The organism is Motiliproteus sp. SC1-56 (assembly GCF_017309075.1).
Lineage (GTDB): Bacteria > Pseudomonadota > Gammaproteobacteria > Pseudomonadales > Balneatricaceae > Motiliproteus.
Map to the genome: position 1 here is coordinate 42,495 of NZ_JAEMGS010000013.1, position 12,750 is coordinate 55,244.

14 protein-coding genes are annotated in these 12,750 nt (G+C 64.0%); 5 read left to right on the plus strand and 9 right to left on the minus strand.

The features are described from left to right. Positions 1-20: 20 nt before the first annotated feature. The 5 genes from JGZ97_RS14295 to JGZ97_RS14315 all read right to left on the minus strand — a co-directional run bounded on the left by JGZ97_RS14295 (position 21) and on the right by JGZ97_RS14315 (position 6,211). Positions 21-659 (minus strand): SLATT domain-containing protein, encoded by a 639-nt coding sequence (locus tag JGZ97_RS14295; protein ID WP_207063328.1) that lies wholly within the window; start codon positions 657-659, stop codon positions 21-23. Between the two features lie 934 nt (positions 660-1,593). Further along, positions 1,594-2,532, minus strand: a complete 939-nt coding sequence (locus tag JGZ97_RS14300; RefSeq protein ID WP_242521796.1) for a hypothetical protein — start codon at positions 2,530-2,532, stop codon at positions 1,594-1,596. A gap of 65 nt (positions 2,533-2,597) precedes the next feature. Then, complete coding sequence (locus JGZ97_RS14305; protein WP_207063329.1) at positions 2,598-3,146, minus strand: TetR/AcrR family transcriptional regulator; 549 nt, start codon at positions 3,144-3,146, stop codon at positions 2,598-2,600. Positions 3,147-3,487: 341 nt separating this feature from the next. Beyond that, positions 3,488-4,663, minus strand: coding sequence for a hypothetical protein (locus JGZ97_RS14310; RefSeq protein WP_207063330.1), 1,176 nt, complete (start codon positions 4,661-4,663; stop codon positions 3,488-3,490). A 495-nt stretch (positions 4,664-5,158) separates the two neighbouring features. Further along, complete coding sequence (locus tag JGZ97_RS14315) at positions 5,159-6,211, minus strand: DUF3549 family protein (protein WP_207063331.1); 1,053 nt, start codon at positions 6,209-6,211, stop codon at positions 5,159-5,161. Between the two features lie 71 nt (positions 6,212-6,282). Here JGZ97_RS14315 and JGZ97_RS14320 point away from each other — a divergent pair, with 71 nt between their 5' ends. The 5 genes from JGZ97_RS14320 to JGZ97_RS14340 all read left to right on the plus strand — a co-directional run bounded on the left by JGZ97_RS14320 (position 6,283) and on the right by JGZ97_RS14340 (position 8,924). Next, complete coding sequence (locus JGZ97_RS14320) at positions 6,283-6,552, plus strand: GIY-YIG nuclease family protein (protein WP_207063332.1); 270 nt, start codon at positions 6,283-6,285, stop codon at positions 6,550-6,552. Positions 6,553-6,662: 110 nt separating this feature from the next. Then, positions 6,663-7,364 carry a DUF1538 domain-containing protein gene (locus JGZ97_RS14325; protein ID WP_207063385.1) on the plus strand — a complete coding sequence of 234 codons (702 nt, stop codon included), beginning with the start codon at positions 6,663-6,665 and terminating at the stop codon, positions 7,362-7,364. Beyond that, positions 7,364-8,158 carry a DUF1538 domain-containing protein gene (locus tag JGZ97_RS14330; RefSeq protein WP_207063333.1) on the plus strand — a complete coding sequence of 265 codons (795 nt, stop codon included), beginning with the start codon at positions 7,364-7,366 and terminating at the stop codon, positions 8,156-8,158. Before JGZ97_RS14325 ends, JGZ97_RS14330 begins: the two co-directional genes overlap by 1 nt. A 23-nt stretch (positions 8,159-8,181) precedes the next feature. Beyond that, a complete protein-coding gene (locus JGZ97_RS14335) occupies positions 8,182-8,532 on the plus strand; it encodes a P-II family nitrogen regulator (RefSeq protein ID WP_207063334.1) in 351 nt (116 codons plus the stop codon). Continuing rightward, complete coding sequence (locus tag JGZ97_RS14340) at positions 8,529-8,924, plus strand: CBS domain-containing protein (protein WP_207063335.1); 396 nt, start codon at positions 8,529-8,531, stop codon at positions 8,922-8,924. Before JGZ97_RS14335 ends, JGZ97_RS14340 begins: the two co-directional genes overlap by 4 nt. 27 nt (positions 8,925-8,951) lie before the next feature. Here the strand turns inward: JGZ97_RS14340 and JGZ97_RS14345 are convergent, their stop codons facing one another. From JGZ97_RS14345 to argF, 4 genes are all read right to left on the minus strand, one after another. Continuing rightward, complete coding sequence (locus JGZ97_RS14345; protein ID WP_207063336.1) at positions 8,952-9,281, minus strand: YqcC family protein; 330 nt, start codon at positions 9,279-9,281, stop codon at positions 8,952-8,954. Between the two features lie 2 nt (positions 9,282-9,283). Then, entirely contained in the window at positions 9,284-10,636 is a 1,353-nt protein-coding gene (locus tag JGZ97_RS14350; protein WP_207063337.1) for a class II 3-deoxy-7-phosphoheptulonate synthase, read from the minus strand. A gap of 141 nt (positions 10,637-10,777) precedes the next feature. Continuing rightward, on the minus strand, positions 10,778-11,698 hold the full coding sequence (locus JGZ97_RS14355) for a LysR family transcriptional regulator (protein WP_207063338.1): 921 nt from the start codon (positions 11,696-11,698) through the stop codon (positions 10,778-10,780). A gap of 124 nt (positions 11,699-11,822) precedes the next feature. Then, on the minus strand, positions 11,823-12,734 hold the full coding sequence (gene argF, locus JGZ97_RS14360) for an ornithine carbamoyltransferase (protein ID WP_207063339.1): 912 nt from the start codon (positions 12,732-12,734) through the stop codon (positions 11,823-11,825). Positions 12,735-12,750: the final 16 nt, after the last annotated feature.

The following is a 12,750-nucleotide window of genomic DNA, read 5'->3' on the forward strand; positions in this document are numbered from 1 at the left end:
TTTATGCGCTACGCAGCTATTTACTCTTTCCTCTCCGGCCCTACCCGCTTCTCCAGCGCCGCCAAACTCGATTGAAACTCCCCGATCCAAGTCTGCATCTCGTCCCCCATCACCTGCAGCACTTCCAGGCGAAACGCCTTGATCCGTGCAAGCATGGTCTGTTCATGCTGCGCCGGGTCGGGGTGGTTTTCCTGCCGGCGCTTCAGCTCCACCCACTCCAAGTGGAACTCGGTCAGCAGAATTTCCAGGCGGTGCTGGGTGGTCATGAAGCGCATCCACTTGCGGGAATAGCCGTAGAAGCGGTCCAGGCTCAGGCTGGCGGCGCCCAGGGCGAGGGCGATGTAGCCCAGCTGGGCGAACTGGGCGGGGTCGAGTCCCAGCCAGCCGGCGGGGCCCACTAGGCCCGCGCCGGAGATGAGGGGGATGAGGCCGCCCACGGCGCCGCCGAGGATGGCCACCATGCGACAGCCCCGGGACCAGCGTTTGGGGCCCGCCTTCTGGGTCAGGTACCAGTCGATGGTCTCGCTGGCGTGAGCATGGGCCTGGGTATAGAGGCGGTCAAGCTGGCGCTCGTCCCAGGTGATGGGGACGGGATCGGTATGCAGGTATCCCCGCAGGTTGTCTCCGGGCGGGGCCGGTTTGGGTAGTTTTGCGTTCACAGCCATTACTTCCTGTAGGTCTGAACGAAAGGGCAGAGCGACTGGATGCGGGTGGCCGGGTGCCAAAGTCTGCCTGCTGCCGGTTAAGGGCGGAGGGGAGGGCGATTTATTCTGGGGGCCGGCATCTTCCCTGATCCGCAAAAGTCCACTCTAACAGACAGGCTTTTTGCTGCAACTACATGAGTTAAGGCTGATTTGCGGCGTTGGCCGAGGCCTTGGTTCCGCCCCGGCCGGGCGGGCTAAGGGGATGCGTCGCCATCCCCTTAGCAATCCCAGGCGACCCTTGCGAAACCGCCCTTACGGGTACGCGCCTACGGCGCTATCAAAGCCAGCTTGGGCTGGCCGACGGGGCGTCCTGCCCCGACGTCCAGGGCCAGCATCCTTGCTTCCCCCCTTCGGGCCTGATCAAACTGACTTTGATCGGTTTCGAAAGGGAATAGGGTGCCAGCAGCTGGCGTTTTGCCATATGGAAGTCACACAAGGCATGAAGCACATTCGTCCAGTGTGCACATTCCCCCTCTCCGCCGGCGAGCACGAGGCCGGCGAGGCGATAGGGCCCGCAGGGGCGACAAATTGGCAGGATTGCCAATTTGCACAGCCGTAGGCTGCCCGAAGGGTGATGCGCAAGGACGCGCCGAATGAGCCATGGTGGCCGAGCCAGAGCGCTGGTGCAGGGAAGCGCCGTCGCTCTGCCCTCAGAATCGGCACCGCGCGCATCGCACCCGAAGGGCGGCGGAACGGGGCTTGGGTGCGCAATTAAAGCGCTTTTGATGAATAGGGATATTCGAATGCCGCGAGACCAGGGGTGGCCAGGGGGGGGTAGGGGTAGCCAGGAGCGGCCACCCCCCTTCTCTGGAATGCGCGCTCAGAGAAGGGGGCGGCGGGGGCAGGGGGTTAGAGGGTTAACGACCCGGCTCGACCGTTTCAGGCCGCATCAGGCCGCTTCGCTCAGGGTGCCCAGCGCATTTACAATGCGCTCGGTCTGCGCCGGGGTGGTCATGGCGAAGAGTACGTCGGCGAAGCGCTTGATCTGGGTGCCGGAGAGAATGTACTGCCAGCGGTAGGCGGCCAGCAGCGTGGACTCAACCGCCCGGCATTGTTCGGGGCTCATCCCCTGGCCGCAGTGCCGAATAAAGTAGGCCGCATCTTCCCGGGACTGCATCTGCACGATGCCATCCACCGCCAGCACCAGCTCGATCAGATCGTCCACCGCCCGCTCCCGTTCTTCCGGGGTCAGCTTGGCGTTCTCCCGGACGAATTCCAGTTCGTCCAGGATGGCGTGCTGGGACTCCTCCTTCCAGTGGAACAGGAACACGTCTTTCCACAGCTCCGACAGCGCCGGGTCCTTGTGGATGCTCTCCCGGTAATGGACCTGGGTGAAGAGCTCGATGCACAGGGTCAGCGCCAGCACCGCCCAGCTGGACTTGCCCAGCACCGCGCGGGCCACTTCATCGGGCTGGGGCGCGAACCGGTAGCCGGCGGGCATCTGCTCTCCGGCGAGCGCTTCCATGCGGCGGAACAGGGCCTGGTGCTTGAGTTCCTCGTCGCTGAACCGGACCAGGGCCTCGAGGGCCACCTGGTCGCCCAGGGCGTAGTCCTGGCTGACCTCCATCACCTTGGCGCAGATAAAGCGCTCCACCAGGCCAAAGATGTTGGCGTAGGTGCGGCCCTGCACCTGGCTCAGAAAGCGCTGCTGGTCCGGGGTCAGGAACGCCAGTTCGTGAACCTTGGAAAGACCGTCGGGGAGAAACTTCTTGCCCAGGTCCAGGGTGCGGCCCCGGATTACATCCTGCTCGATCTCCCAGCGGACGCGCTTGGAGACGTCGATACACTTGGCATAACGGTCGGTATTGAGGGTGGCGGGCATGTTCATGGTTGTATCCTCATGCGGTTAGACAGACAGGTCTGTCTGGTTACGGGGCAAAAAATTTTGCCCCGTTATTTGCCGATCAGCCGTTTTGCCCCCTGCAGGGCGTGGTCGATCGGCCAAATGGCGTGATAGATCTCCGCCAGGGCGATGGCGCCGGCGTAGAGCGTCATATAGGTATCGGTGACTTCATCCACGTCGAGGTGGCCGTAGGTCTCGGGATCCGAGGCGATCAGCTCCCCGGTCAGGATCCGGGTCTTGTCGCGGGTGAAGTCATAGAGCTTGGTCCCTTCCCGACGGAGCGGGCTGGCGGCGTCCGGCACTTCGGAGGCGAGGTTGATAAAGGGGCAGCCCCGGAACTCGGTCTCCAGCAACCAGGGGCGCAAGGATTCGATTACCGCCAGAAAGCGCTCGACGGGGTCGCGCTTGCCGGCGAGGCAGCCCTCGAGGTAGGCCACTTCGGACTCTTTCATCGCCTTGATGTAGGCGGCGCCGAGTTCATCCTTGGTGCGAAAGTGGTTGTAGAAGGTGGCCTTGGCCACGCCGGACTTCTCGATCACCTCGTTGATGCCCGTCGCCTTGAAGCCCTGGGCGTAAAACAGCGCCTGCGCAACGGTCATGATTCGCTCCCGGGGGGATCCCAGCGGTTTTTTATCGGATCGGTTCATGGGTTTCAGGTTAGGTCGAACAGACAGGTCTGTCTAGTTTGTTTTTCGGAAATCTTTCATGATCGGTGGAATGGGTCATCAGGTGACATCAGGTTAGTTCGTGGCGGAGCCAATGGCCGCCGCGAAAATGCCGCCGTGGCCCCGGCCGAAGCCTGGTCCCCGCGCCAAGCGCAATTGGATGAATGAGGGTATGGGACTGTCTCGGGGTGGGGGTAACGCAGGCCCGGGAAGTGAGGCCGTGAAGTCCCCGGGATCACACCGGGGACTTCGGTGACAGCCGACGCGCTGTCGGCTTATTGACGTTGCAGCTCTAAGGACTCGCCTGGGTCAATGGTCCCATTCAGGTTTTCATCAATCTGCAGGGTCAGGACGTCGCCGTTAACCTGCGCGAACAGGGGGATCACCCCAGCGGCAAAGTCGGTCAGCCCGGTATCCCCGTTACCGTCAAAGGTCTGGGTCACCGTCAACTGGCCGGTTTCGCTGTTGCGGGTGTAGGTTCCCCACTCCATGCCGGAGGTCTCGTTCGGCGAATCGATGGGCAGCGCCTCGTCGACTTCCAGGTGCAGGTAGGTGCCATCGGCAAAGAAGACGAACGCCAGCAGGTCGTTATCCGTCGCACTCGTCGCCCACGCGCCCACCAGGCCAGAGGGTTGCGAGCGCAGCAGCTCCAGGCTCTCCCCTTCGTCGATTGTCCCGTTGCCATTGTCATCGAACTGCAGGGTGAGCAGATCCCCTGAAACCTGGGTGAGCAGCAGGGCGTCGCTGCCTTCGAAGCCCGAGATCCCGGTATCGCCATTGTCGTCAAAGGTCACCGACACCGTAACCTGGCCGGTTTCGCTGTCTCGCGAGTAGGTGCCCCACTCCATACCGGACATCTCCCCGGGAACGTCGATGGGATCATCCTCGTCGACCTCCAGGTGCACGTAGGTGCCATCGGCGAAGAAGATGAACGCCAGCAGGTCGTTGGCGGTCGCATTCGAGGTCCAGACGCCGCTGATATTGGCGTTGGCCACGAATGTCTCGCCCTCGGACACCAGAGTGTCTTCGAAATGGGCAATCGCCTCGCTTTCCGATACCAGCGTCGTGTTCGCGGCGCCGGAGTTCGCCACCAGGGTGGTCACGGCGGCCGACGCTTCGAAGTCGCTGACCGATTGGCTGAAGTCCACAGCGGATGCCCAATCCTCCGCGCCGCTGGCGATGCTGATGCCGTTGTCGGGATCGCCGTCGTCATCCAGAGACTGGAGCAGGCGGGTGATGTTGACCACGGTCGAGTCGGCGGTGTTGTCGGTCCCCGCCAGGTCCAGCGGCGTGACGGTGCCCGAGGCGGTCACCGGCGGAAATTCCAGCTCGCCGATGAAAAAGGTAACGGTCTCACCGTCGGAGTACTCGTATTCACCGTTGGCGTCGGTCACCCCTTCTTTGGTTGCCGTGCGGTAGCCGATATTGGCAACCGGGCTATCCAGAAACACCCCGGTGTTCGATGAGGTCTGCGAGCTTGAAGAACTCCCGCATCCAGAAAGTGCAAAAGCGATGGTTGATGCAGATACAACGATTCCGATTTTCGTCATCATGCCTTCCCCTGTGGGTTCATCGAGATCGATTACTTAACCACAGAATAAAGTGACATAAAACAATTAATTGGTCGTAATAACTGAGAATTCAAAGCAGCAGTGGGCGCTATGTGCGGTTGGAGAACTCAGGGATCCAGGCATGCCGGGCGTAACGCTCCTTTATCCCGTGCCGAATTAAGCCGCGTGCGGAATTAAGTCGCTTGCTGAATCAGGGGGCTTGCTGAATCAGGGGGCTTGAATGCCGCGAGGCCAGGGCAGGAGGCAGACGCAAAAGCGCTTGCCCCCTTCTTCGGGCGGCTTGTTGACAGAAGGGGAACAGACCGGACAGGCGACAATACCGGGCAGGCGACAGTTGCCCGAGCTGCTACCCGGATCGGACGCAGCCCCTCCCGGTTACTGCGCCTGCGAAGGGCGTCCGAAGAAGCCGCCGAGGGCGGTGCCCAGCGCCTCGCTGCGCTCGGGGTTGCGAAAGCTCTCCATCACCGGGCCGCGCATGCCGGGCAGGAACACCAGGTCCGCGACCACCCGGTTGAAGCAGGCCTGGCCCGCCTTGTTCAGCGCCAGGGCCTCGAAAAAGGCGGTGCGCAGGGAGGCCTCGGTCAGATCCCGCCAGCAGCGGCTGGCGATGGCGGCGATCACCTCGGGCTCGTGGGCGTAGGGGGTCTGCAGCACCCGCTCGATGGCCTGCTGGCGCAGCGTTGCCGGGCGGCCCTGGGAGAGGCCGCGCAGCAGGGCGCCGATCAGGTTGGGGCTGGCCTGGCCCTGCAGCAGTTCGGTCTCCAGGCGCTGGCCCAGGGCTTCGCTCAGGCGGTGGCCGGGTTCGGCGTGCTCAAGGCTGGCGGCCAGGGCTTCCAGCGGTGGCGTCGGCAGGTGGTGCAGGGCGTTGGTGAGGCGCGCCTCGTTGTCTTGCTCTTCGAGCCGGGCCGCCATGTCGGCGATGCCTTGCAGCCCCAGCTGGTCCCAGCCCTCGTAGCCCGCATCGCCGCCGAAGTAGGCCCGGGCGGGCTGGTAGTAGGCGGAAACGGGCTGCTTCAGGGTCAGGGTGGCGCGGGCGTGGAAAGCGGCCATCTTCTCCTGGTCGGGGGTGAAGGAGAAGGGGTTGTCCTTGAGCGGATCCTCTTCGGCGCTGCGTTCGAGCAGCTGGTCGCCGACGCTGCGGGCCAGGCGGTGGAGGAAGTCGTCGCGGGCGGCCTGCACCAGCAGGCCCTGCTCATCGAGGGGCAGCTTGAGGAACCACACCAGGTGCTGGTCCACCTGCTTGGGGTTCCAGAGCAGCACCGCGATCCAGGCCTGGTGCAGAAACGGCAGCGGGTAGGGCAGCTCTGCGCGCTCAAAGCGCAGGAAAGTCTCGGGGGAGAGCTTGCTCACCCGGCGGCCCATGTCGAACAGGCGAAACTGTGCGTCGGTGGAGCGGAGGAATTCGGTGAGGGTTTGAATCGGCTGCATGCAAGAGGTCCGGCTTGGGGTAAACTGGCGGGCCATTCTAGCATTCTCAGGCAGTGATCGGGACCGGGGTTTTGGCGGAGCAGATTTCCCAGGATTGGTACCTCTATATTGTCCGCACCCAGGGCGGGCTGCTCTACACCGGCATCACCACCGACGTGGAGCGGCGCTTCAAGGAGCACGCCAGCGGGCGGGGGGCCAAGTTCTTCCGCCGCGACCCGCCGGAGGCGGTGGTCTACCGGGCGGCGTTTCCCGACCGGGGGGCGGCCAGCCGCGAGGAGGCACGGATCAAGAAACTGTCCCGGATCAAAAAACTGCACATGATCGCCGGTAAAAAGGCTTAATTGTCATATGTCTATAGAACTTTGACCGGGGATCCCTATAATCGGCCGGGAAATTTTGGTTGTGGAGGTGACAGGACTTGAAACGGTCCATGCTGGCACTGGGGCGATCGATGGTCGGCAGTTTGCGCGATTTGGCCCCCATTATCCTGGTGATCGGTTTTTTTCAGCTGGTGGTGCTGCAGCAGCCCATTCCGGACCTCGCCGGCCTGCTGGTCGGGGTCGTGTTCGTCGTCCTGGGCCTCACCTTCTTCATCTTCGGCCTGGAGATGGGGCTCTTTCCCATCGGTGAATCCATGGCCCACGCCTTTGCCCGCAAGGGCAGCGTGGTCTGGCTGATCGTCTTCGCCTTTGCCCTGGGGTTCGGCACCACGGTGGCCGAGCCTGCGCTGATCGCGGTGGCCGCGGAAGCGGCCCAGGTGGCGGCCGGGGGCGGCATGATCGAGGACAACGCCGACGCCCGCGCCGTGTACGCCACGGGGCTGCGCTTTACCGTCGCCTTCTCGGTGGGGCTGGCCATCATCCTCGGGGTGCTCAGGATCCTCAAGGGCTGGTCGATCCAGTACATGATCATCGGCGGTTACATCCTGGTGGTGATCATGACCGCGGTGGCCCCCCGGGAGATTATCGGCATTGCTTACGACTCGGGCGGGGTGACCACCTCCACCATCACGGTGCCGCTGGTGACCGCGCTGGGGGTGGGGCTGGCTTCTTCCATCGAGGGGCGTAACCCCATGACCGACGGCTTCGGCCTGATCGCCTTCGCCTCGCTCACCCCGATGATTTTCGTAATGGCTTACGGGATGTTGATCTGATGGAGCTGCTGACGAGTCTGCTGGGGATCTTCCTGGCCACCCTGAAAGACGTGCTGCCGATCGCGGCCATCATCTTCGGCTTCCAGCTGTTTGTAATCCGCCGCCCCATCCCCAACCTGAAGCGGGTGCTGGTGGGGTTCGGCTACGTGGTGGTGGGGTTGGCCTTCTTTCTGCTGGGGCTGGAGAAAGCGCTCTTTCCCCTTGGCCGGCTGATGGCCGAGCAGCTCACCGACCCGGAGTTTATCCGCCAGGGGGTGGCCGATGCGGCGCAGGCGCTGCGCTGGGAGGATTACTACTGGGTCTATATCTTCGCCTTCGCCATCGGCGCCAGCACCACCATCGCCGAGCCGTCGCTGATCGCGGTGGCGATCAAGGCCAACGAGGTGTCGGGCGGGGCCATCGGCGTCTGGGGACTGCGCATCGCGGTGGCCCTGGGGGTGGCGGTGGGAATCGCCCTGGGCAGCTATCGCATCGTCACCGGGCTGCCGATTCATTACTTTATTATTGCCGGCTACATCGTGGTGGTGATCCAGACCTGGTTCGCCCCCAAGATGATCATTCCCCTGGCCTACGACTCGGGCGGGGTGACTACCTCCACCGTGACCGTGCCCCTGGTGGCGGCCCTGGGGCTGGGGCTGGCCGAGACCGTGCCGGGGCGCAGTGCGCTGCTGGACGGCTTTGGCCTGATCGCCTTCGCCAGCCTGTTTCCGATCATGTCGGTCATGGCCTATGCCCAGTTGGCCGAGTTCCGCGCCAAGCGGGCGCGGCGGTTGCAGGCGGATGATGAGAGTTAAACCTTTGCATCGGGAGAGCACCTATGCACTTTAAACTGATCCTCGCTTTCGTCGAGGACTCCGAGACCAACTCGGTGATGAAGGCGGCCCGGGAAGCGGGCGCCACGGGGGCGACGGTGATCACCAACGCCCGCGGCGAGGGGTTGAAGCAGTCGAAGACCTTCCTGGGGTTGAGTCTGGATACCCAGCGCGACGTGGTGCTCTTTATTGTCGAGGAGCACCTGAGCCGGCAGATTCTGGAGACCATTGCCGAGGTGGGCTGTTTCGACTCCAAGCCCGGCACCGGCATGGCGGTGCAGATCGACGTTGAAGACGCGGTGGGGGTGGCCCACCAGGTAGAAAAGCTATCAGGTCAGATTGAGGAAAAGCTATGAGTGAGTCATCGATCACCCGGGCCCGGGATGTAATGAAGTCGGACTTTGCCCTGGTGGACGGGCTGATCACCGTGGCCCAGGCACTGGAAACCGCCCGGGAGCAGCGCATCCGCGTCCTGGTCGTTAAGAAGCGTCACGTAGACGACGAGTTTGGCTTGGTGCTGCTCTCCGATATCGCCAAGCAGGTGATTGCCAAGGACCGTTCCCCCGAGCGGGTCAACGTCTACGAAATCATGGCCAAGCCCGTGATCGCGGTGCGCTCCACCATGGACGTGCGCTACATCGCCCGCCTGTTCGAAAACGTGGGCATCTCCATGGCGCCGGTGATCGACGGCGACGAGGTGCTGGGCGTGGTCAGCTACAACGACATCGTTCTGGACGGCCTGATCTAAGCGCCGTCCATTCAGCCAGGCGTGGCCTCAGTGAGGCCGCGTCAGGGTCCGGTCGAGGGCGGCCAGCGCCTCCAGCAGCGCGGAACAGTCCTGCTCCAACTCTTTGAAACTCTCCTCGGCGATCGCCTGGATGTTGCAGCTGGAGGGCAGCGGGTGGCCGCCCTCCAGCAGCGCGTGCATGCGCGGAATCAGCAGCCACTGCAGCCACTCGCTGAGGCTCAGGGTATCCACGCAGAAGGGCTCGGTGCTGGCCAGGGCCTCGGGGCTGGGAGGGGTCTCCCGCCACAGCTCCAGCTCTTTGAGCTCGGTTTCGATCTGCACCAGTAGGGTGCGGACTTCGTGCCTGTGCTGCTCCATGGTCAGCTCCTGCGCGCCGACTTGAGGGTGTCCGCAATCAGAAAGGCCAGCTCCAGCGCCTGGTCGGCGTTGAGGCGCGGGTCGCAGTGGGTGTGGTAACGGTCCCCCAGGCGCTCCTCGGTGATGCGGTAGGCGCCGCCGATACACTCGGTGACGTTCTGTCCGGTCATTTCAAAGTGCACGCCGCCGGCGTAAGTGCCTTCTGCGCGGTGCACGTCGAAAAACCCTTTCATCTCCGCCAGGATGCTGTCCACCGCCCGGGTCTTGAAGCCGTTGTGTGCCTTGATGGTGTTGCCGTGCATGGGGTCGCAGCTCCAGAGTACCTGCCGGCCTTCTGCCTTGACCCGCCGTACCAGGGGCGCGAGCTTCTCGGTCACCTGCTCGGCCCCCATCCGTGAAATCAGGTTGAGCCGGCCCGGGGCGTTCTCCGGGTTGAGGATGTCGATCAGCTGGATCAGCTCGTCCGGGTCCATGGTCGGGCCCACCTTGACTCCCACCGGGTTATGCACCCCGCGCAGGAACTCGACGTGGGCGCCGTCCGGCTGGCGGGTGCGATCCCCGATCCAGAGCATGTGGGCCGAGCAGTCGTACCAGTCGCCGCTGAGGCTGTCGCGGCGGGTCAGGGCCTGCTCGTAGTTGAGCAGCAGGGCCTCGTGGGAGGTGTAGAGGGAGGTTTCGTGAATCTGCGGCGTGTTGCCCGCCTCGATGCCGCAGGCGGCCATAAAGGCCAGGGCCTGGTCGATCTGGTCGGCAAGGTTCTGGTATTTCTCGCCCAGGGGGCTCTTTTCGACGAAGTCCAGGTTCCACTGGTGCACCTTGCTCAAATCGGCAAAGCCGCCCTGGGCGAAGGCGCGCAGCAGGTTCTGGGTGGCGGCGGCCTGGTGGTAGGCCTGCAGCAGCCGGTCGGGGTCGGGCACCCGCGCCGCCTCGGTGAACTCGATGTCGTTGACGATGTCGCCGCGGTAGCTGGGCAGTTCCTGGCCGTCCTGGGACTCCATGTCGGCGGAACGGGGCTTGGCGAACTGGCCGGCCAGGCGGCCCACCTTGACCACCGGGCAGCTGCCGGCAAAGGTCAGCACCACCGCCATCTGCAGCATCACCTTGAAGGTGTCGCGAATGTTGTCGGCGTGAAACTCGGCGAAGCTCTCGGCGCAGTCACCGCCTTGCAGCAGGAACGCCCGGCCCTCGGTCACGGCCTCGAACTGCTGGCGCAGGGCGCGCACTTCCCCGGCGAAGACCAGGGGCGGGCGTTGGGCGAGGATGCTCTCGACGCGGTTGACCGCGTCCGCGGAGGGGTAGTTGGGTTGCTGCAGGATGGGCTTGCTGCGCCAGCTCTCGGGGGACCAGGGGGTCATAACTCCAAACCTTGTTCAGACGACGGGAAAGAAAAGAGCTAGTGTACGCGCTGGACCGAATGATACAAGGGTGGCGCCAGGACCCGTGGGCCTTTGGGGGCCTCGGGACTGGCAGGTGACTGGACCGGTGGGGCTATCGGCTTAGCGGGCGCTGGCGCGAATGCCGCTGAGGGACTGGAAGCAGGTCTCCCGCGCGGTGGCAATGAAATCGCGCATGAACTCGGCGTCGCGCTGGTCTTCGCGCAGGGCGGCGTAGAGGGTGGACCAGAGGCCTTTGCTCCCCAGTGGCCGGGCGACCACGTAATCCCGCTCCAAATACTCGGTGAGCGCCCAGTTGGGCAGGGCGCTGAGTCCCCGGCCGCTGGCGACCAGCTGCAGCATCATGACTGTGAGCTCGGCGGTGCGCACCTCGGCGGGCTCGGTGTCCGCCGGGTCCAGGAACTTGGTGAAGACATCCAGGCGGTTGCGGTCCACCGGGTAGCAGATGAGGGTCTGGTCCTCAAGGTCGTGCGGTTCAATGTGGTTCTTTCGGGCCAGGGGGTGATTCTTGGCCATGGCCAGCAGCATCTCGTAGGCGAACAGGGGTTCGTAACAGATGCCGTTGATGGGCTGGGGGTCCGAGGTGATCACCAGGTCCAGCTCGCCGCGGGCCAGCACCGGCAGCGGGGAGAAGTTGAAGCCGCCGGCCAGGTCCATCTCCACTTCCGGCCAGTTCTCGCGGAAGTGGTCGATGGTGGGCATCAGCCACTGGAAACAGCTGTGGCACTCGATGGACATGTTGAGGCGTCCGGCCTCGCCGTCGGCGAGGCGGGCGACATCCCGCTCGGCGTTGCGCATCATGGGCAGCACTTCGTCCGCCAGGGTGAGTAAGCGCTGACCGGCGCTGGTGAAGCAGATGGGCTTGGTCTTGCGGATGAACAGCGAGCAGTTGAGCCGTTCTTCGAGATCCTTGATCTGGTGGGAGAGGGCGGACTGGGTGAGGTAGACCCGTTCGGCCGCTTCCACCAGGCTTCCGGTGTCACGCAGCGCCGCCAGGGTCTTCAGGTGTCTCAGCTCGATCATCACTGCCTCTCGAGGTTGAATGTCGCTTATTAGGTTGGCTGTTGTATGAGCGAAATTCAAGCATTGGCGACAACCCGGCGGCGCCCGCTCCTAGCGCGCGCCGACCGGTGCCGCCGCCGTTTTCTCAGCGGTGGCCGAACAGCAGGAACTCCATCAGTGCCTTCTGGGCATGCAGCCGGTTTTCCGCTTCGTCAAAGACCACCGAGCGGCTGTCTTCGAGCATGTCCTCGCTGATCTCTTCGCCCCGGTGGGCGGGCAGGCAGTGCATGAAAAGGGCGTCCTCGGCGGCACCGTTCATCAGCGCGGGCGAGACCTGGAAGCCCGCGAAAGCCTGCATGCGGGCGGCCTGCTCTTCTTCCTGGCCCATGGAGGCCCAGACGTCGGTGACCACCAGGTGGGCCCCGCTCACGGCCTCTTGCGGGGAACGCAGCAGCTGGACCCGATCGGCGTTGGCCGCCATCAGTCCGGCGTCGGGTTCAAACCCCTCGGGGCAGGCGATGCGCAGCTCGAAGCCGAACTGGCGGGCGGCGTTGATGTAGGAGTTGCACATGTTGTTGCCGTCCCCGATCCAGGCCACGGTTTTGCCGCGAATGCTGCCGCGATGCTCCACGTAAGTCTGGATATCGGCCAGCAGCTGGCAGGGGTGGTAGTCGTCGGTCAGGGCGTTGATCACCGGGACCTGGCTGTATTCGGCGAAGCGTTCCAGCTGCCCGTGGTCGAAGGTGCGGACCATGATGATATCCAGCATGCGGGAGATTACCCGGGCGCTGTCCTCGATCGGCTCGCCCCGGCCCAGTTGGGTGTCCCGCGGGGAGAGAAAGATGGCGCTGCCGCCGAACTGGGACATGCCGGCCTCGAAAGAGACCCGGGTGCGGGTGGAGGATTTCTCGAAAATCATGCCCAACACACGGCTTTTCATTGGCTCGTAGACTTCGCCCCGGGCGCGCATCGCCTTGAGTTCGATGGCGCGCTGGATCACCTTGTCCAGCTCGTCGGGGGTGAGATCCAGCAGGGTCAGAAAGTGTCGGGTGGCCATATAAAATACCTCAAGC

Coding starts and splice junctions, on each gene's coding strand:
- argF (WP_207063339.1), bottom strand. CDS start 12,734: ATGGCCACCCGACACTTTCTGACCCTGCTGGATCTCACCCCCGACGAG.
- JGZ97_RS14340 (WP_207063335.1), top strand. CDS start 8,529: ATGAGTGAGTCATCGATCACCCGGGCCCGGGATGTAATGAAGTCGGAC.
- JGZ97_RS14315 (WP_207063331.1), bottom strand. CDS start 6,211: ATGCAGCCGATTCAAACCCTCACCGAATTCCTCCGCTCCACCGACGCA.
- JGZ97_RS14335 (WP_207063334.1), top strand. CDS start 8,182: ATGCACTTTAAACTGATCCTCGCTTTCGTCGAGGACTCCGAGACCAAC.
- JGZ97_RS14330 (WP_207063333.1), top strand. CDS start 7,364: ATGGAGCTGCTGACGAGTCTGCTGGGGATCTTCCTGGCCACCCTGAAA.
- JGZ97_RS14350 (WP_207063337.1), bottom strand. CDS start 10,636: ATGACCCCCTGGTCCCCCGAGAGCTGGCGCAGCAAGCCCATCCTGCAG.
- JGZ97_RS14305 (WP_207063329.1), bottom strand. CDS start 3,146: ATGACCGTTGCGCAGGCGCTGTTTTACGCCCAGGGCTTCAAGGCGACG.
- JGZ97_RS14325 (WP_207063385.1), top strand. CDS start 6,663: ATGGTCGGCAGTTTGCGCGATTTGGCCCCCATTATCCTGGTGATCGGT.
- JGZ97_RS14355 (WP_207063338.1), bottom strand. CDS start 11,698: ATGATCGAGCTGAGACACCTGAAGACCCTGGCGGCGCTGCGTGACACC.
- JGZ97_RS14345 (WP_207063336.1), bottom strand. CDS start 9,281: ATGGAGCAGCACAGGCACGAAGTCCGCACCCTACTGGTGCAGATCGAA.
- JGZ97_RS14300 (WP_242521796.1), bottom strand. CDS start 2,532: ATGAACATGCCCGCCACCCTCAATACCGACCGTTATGCCAAGTGTATC.